Here is a 3,829-nt window from a genome sequence, read left to right as displayed (position 1 = left end):
AAGACAAAATAGTAGATACTTCATAAGGGCGCTGACGAGAAGCTTCAGAGATCTTGTTCATATCAACTAGATCACTGAAATATTTACCTCTATAAAGTACAAGGTTATTAATAATATTATTATCCATAAAATATTTTAAATTAGTTTTTAGTTGTTAATTAAGACATACGCAGTGACCTAGTAACAGAACTCCAAATAGAATTATCGTCATCGTTAAAGTTTTGCATTCTAGAAGACTTAGTAGTAACACTAGTAGATCTTAGACTACTTTTGAATTTATCTACCGCTTTAGTTCTACCTTTGGATTCTGCAGCAGAAATTAATTTATCTGCATTCATAGTAAAGTATGCAGACTCAATTAAGCTCTTAACACCGCCTTTAATATAGTCTTTATAATATTTTGTCTGACCGTCGGTGTCGGGCTTAAGAATATAGTCTATTAAAGCTCTTTTATCTTTCTCAGGTACTTTAATACCACGTATAGTTTCTAAACCTTTTATTTCAGAGACAACGTTATTATATAATTGACGTTGCTGCTCCTATTTTTCTCTAAATGCCTTTTCTTGATTCTTTAATAGCTGTTGCTTCTTCTACTCTTGTATCTCCTTTAGATCTTCAATAGCATCTGTAGCTTCATCCTCAAGAATTCCAGCATCTTCATACTTAGACAATTTCTTTTCTATTTGCTTAGAATTAAAACCCTTCTCCTTCAGTAACTGCTTCACTACAGCTCTTTGAGTATTTTCATCTTCTAAATCTAAATCATCTAAGTCTATTTCTTTATCTATTTCAAAGTAAGACCTAATGTCTCCGCCTTGTCTCACAAAAGCGTCTAGCTTTTCTACTTCCTCACTGGCATAATCAGGCTTACTATTTTCTTCAATTATGTTAGCAAAATACTATATGAGCTCTTCTGCAGTTTTAGGCTTGTCTTCTTCATCTATATCATCCCAACCTATCTTCTCAGACAGAGCGTCAAAGAAAGAAGTAATGTGTTCAGATTCGTCTTCTTCTAACTCTTCCTCATCTTCTTCATTAGTAATCGGCTTTTCTACTTTAGTAGATTTAGTATTCTTTGTCTTTACAGGCTTTTCTTCTACTACTTCGTCCTCATCGTCTTCGTCAAGTTCAGTTTCTTTCTTAACTTCATCATCTTCTTTCTCTACTGTTTTATTATCTTTATTCTTTAGAGCTTCAATTTCTTCATCTGTCATAGTTTCTGATGCTCCAAAATCATTATCAGCTCCAGTGTTATTAAAAACATCGAAGACTGCTTCAAATCCATTCAATGTTGCATTATTTTCCATAATTATTTATTAATTAGAGTTTTCTTATTCGTCTTTAGAATTAAAGAAATTAAAAATTCCTTGTATAGGCTTTATAATACCATCATAACCAGCTGCAGTATAACCTGCCCAGTCCAGTATATTATCTATCTAATTTCCGTATTTTCCAAATAGTTTAGTTCTTCTAAGCCAATTAGTACCTCCCATTATTCCTGCCATATCTGCAGGAAGTTCTATTGCATTTTCTAATCTATCCTTATCATTATCTGCTGTAATTAACTAGTAACCATCACTAAAAGTTCCTATAGTGTTGGCTACTATTTGACCAGTGTCTGTACCAAAGTTATTTATAAAACCGAGAGCTTTGGCTCCTTTACCTAGCATATAAGCTGCACTTCCTAGTTCTCCTAAAGTAGCTAAACTATTTAACATTAGTTTATAAGGATATACTTTTTTCTATTTTTCTAGCTCTTGTTTCTACTAAATTTTCTATATAGATTGACCAAGTTGTTTAGTATCGAGCTGCTTATTCATAGCATCCATTACTAGATTCACTTGTCTATTTATTTCTGCATTTCTTAATGAATCTTTATATCTTATTTGCTATAATTGTTCTTCTGTATATCTAGGAGGGTGTACTCGTCTATTACGCTAAAGTAGTGCTCTTCTAGTTTCATCATCAACCGGTTCTGTATCATCTACTACTCCTCCTTCTGCATAACTATCTTGTTTATTAGCTTTCTTTATAAGTCTATCTGTTCCATACATAAACAAATAAGGAGACGTGCCTGTACTAGGTGCAGTAATTCTAAATATATTAGGATTGCTTAAATCAAAATCTCCATTATTATACATAACAGACTTTCTAGGAGTAGTACTCTTTATAACAAACTAATCTTCTGCTACATCTCTAACTCCAAACGGACCGTCGTCTCTAATGTTTTTAAAACTTATTACAGGGGTCTATATATTACTAACTATCTAGTTTGTATTAGTAAAGTTATACGGATTAATGTTCTTATCAGTTAAGTGTAGCCAATCATTACCAAATGCGTCTACAGTATAAGTTTTACCATTGGGTACAACTAATTTAGCTACTCCGCTCTTATTTTTTCTATTCAATTCTACTTTATTAGGTGTATACGTATAAGCTCTATCTTTAGACCCTAAGTAAGTATCTAGAGTAATATTAGGATTATAACTATTTCTCATTCCGGTATACCCTTCTAAGTAGTTATCTCCAAACGCTTCTTTAAACCTCTTAGATCTCTTTACTACCCATTCTCTAGGATCTCCTGTAAAGTCTGTTCCGTCTTCATTCTTTAACCAAGTTCCGTTAGCTCTAGCTTCTCTTTCTATCTACTCATACTCTGGAATATACTTACTCTTTGCTCCCCAATCTTTCCAATTTAACTTAGTAGATTTAGTAAACATTGCTAATGGAGAAGCTGCATCTAGAAATGAAGTAGAAGCATTATTCCAATCTCTTCTTAATGCATATTTAGCTGCATCTACTAACGATAGAGCGTCTCCTATAATCGGTATATCATAAGTATTCAAGAACGTATCTATTCTACCAGATTCTGGATAATTATAGTACCTATTTTCTACTCTATTAGGTCTACTCATTATCTTCTTAGCTAGTTCTACGTTACCGTTCTATAAAGCATATTTTACGGCATTAGTGGCAACTGTAGTTACAGGTATTCCAAATTCATCATATTCTTCTTTTACTTCACCGCCGTTCTTATAACCCTTAACAGAATATTCTTTTTTCCACTATATACTGTCATTATGAGTACCAGTAAATCTATAAGCGGTTAATTGATCTACTCTAGATGGGTACTTTGCCTTTACTCTATAATTCTCAGGTCCAGATCCTCCGTTGCTGTGATTATATAAGAACTAACCGTTTTTATCTGTACTATCATACATCATTGCGTGATTACCGCCTTTATCGTCATGTCTTATAACTAAATCTCCTGGTTTAACGTCATTTATATCTATCCTAGTAAATCCGGACACAGAAGCCGGTAAGCTTTCAAACTGTACATTACTAGATCTCATGTACTAACTTCCATAATTACTAGTATATGTGTATAAACATCCGGGCCCCAACGCCCCTCCAACATATGGCTGATAATTAGTTGAATTTATATTCTAATACAACTATTCTAGCTATTTTATTTTTTCACTAGCAGTTATCCCCCAAGGACCACCATAATTCTATAGTCTCTTCTATTCTTCTATCTATTGTTGTATACTTGTTAGCTATTTTTGCTTTTCTGCATCAAATTGCTAAGCTGTTTGAGGATTAGGTTTTCCTCCAATTACTGGCAATATGCCTTCGGTTCTAGTTATAGAATTATTATAAGCGTTCTATATTTTCTAATTTATTTTTTCTTGTATATACTATTCTTCGCTAATATTATTTTCAACAGTATTTCCTTCTACTTCTCCACCAGCGGCTAGACTCTATGCTTTATAGTCCCAATATCCTTTACCAGTATCATTTTTGTACTGCTTTATTTCTTGCATTCTAC

At 33.0% G+C, this 3,829-nt stretch carries 8 protein-coding genes; all 8 read right to left on the bottom strand.

Annotated elements, in window-relative coordinates; all coding sequences use genetic code 11:
* Positions 1-127 (bottom strand): hypothetical protein (locus tag ACI3VO_RS15715; protein WP_439758819.1); only part of this gene is annotated, 127 nt, incomplete at its 3' end.
* Positions 128-590: 463 nt separating this feature from the next.
* A complete protein-coding gene (locus ACI3VO_RS15710; RefSeq protein WP_439758818.1) occupies positions 591-824 on the bottom strand; it encodes a hypothetical protein in 234 nt (77 codons plus the stop codon).
* A 75-nt stretch (positions 825-899) separates the two neighbouring features.
* The gene (locus tag ACI3VO_RS15705; protein WP_439758817.1) at positions 900-1,307 is read right to left on the bottom strand and encodes a hypothetical protein; all 408 of its coding nucleotides are present in this window, start codon (positions 1,305-1,307) and stop codon (positions 900-902) included.
* 258 nt (positions 1,308-1,565) lie between these two features.
* On the bottom strand, positions 1,566-1,718 hold the full coding sequence (locus ACI3VO_RS15700; protein WP_439758816.1) for a hypothetical protein: 153 nt from the start codon (positions 1,716-1,718) through the stop codon (positions 1,566-1,568).
* Positions 1,719-1,937: 219 nt separating this feature from the next.
* The gene (locus tag ACI3VO_RS15695) at positions 1,938-2,141 is read right to left on the bottom strand and encodes a hypothetical protein (RefSeq protein ID WP_439758815.1); all 204 of its coding nucleotides are present in this window, start codon (positions 2,139-2,141) and stop codon (positions 1,938-1,940) included.
* A 126-nt stretch (positions 2,142-2,267) separates the two neighbouring features.
* Positions 2,268-2,498, bottom strand: a complete 231-nt coding sequence (locus ACI3VO_RS15690; RefSeq protein ID WP_439758814.1) for a hypothetical protein — start codon at positions 2,496-2,498, stop codon at positions 2,268-2,270.
* Positions 2,499-2,645: 147 nt separating this feature from the next.
* The gene (locus tag ACI3VO_RS15685) at positions 2,646-2,915 is read right to left on the bottom strand and encodes a hypothetical protein (RefSeq protein ID WP_439758813.1); all 270 of its coding nucleotides are present in this window, start codon (positions 2,913-2,915) and stop codon (positions 2,646-2,648) included.
* Between the two features lie 276 nt (positions 2,916-3,191).
* Entirely contained in the window at positions 3,192-3,353 is a 162-nt protein-coding gene (locus ACI3VO_RS15680) for a hypothetical protein (RefSeq protein WP_439758812.1), read from the bottom strand.
* Between the last annotated feature and the right edge of the window lie 476 nt (positions 3,354-3,829).

It is taken from the genome of Intestinibacter sp. (assembly GCF_051866655.1).
Lineage (GTDB): Bacteria > Bacillota > Clostridia > Peptostreptococcales > Peptostreptococcaceae > Intestinibacter.
The sequence above is the reverse complement of the archived record's forward strand: the minus strand, read 5'-3'. Positions and strand labels throughout refer to the sequence as shown.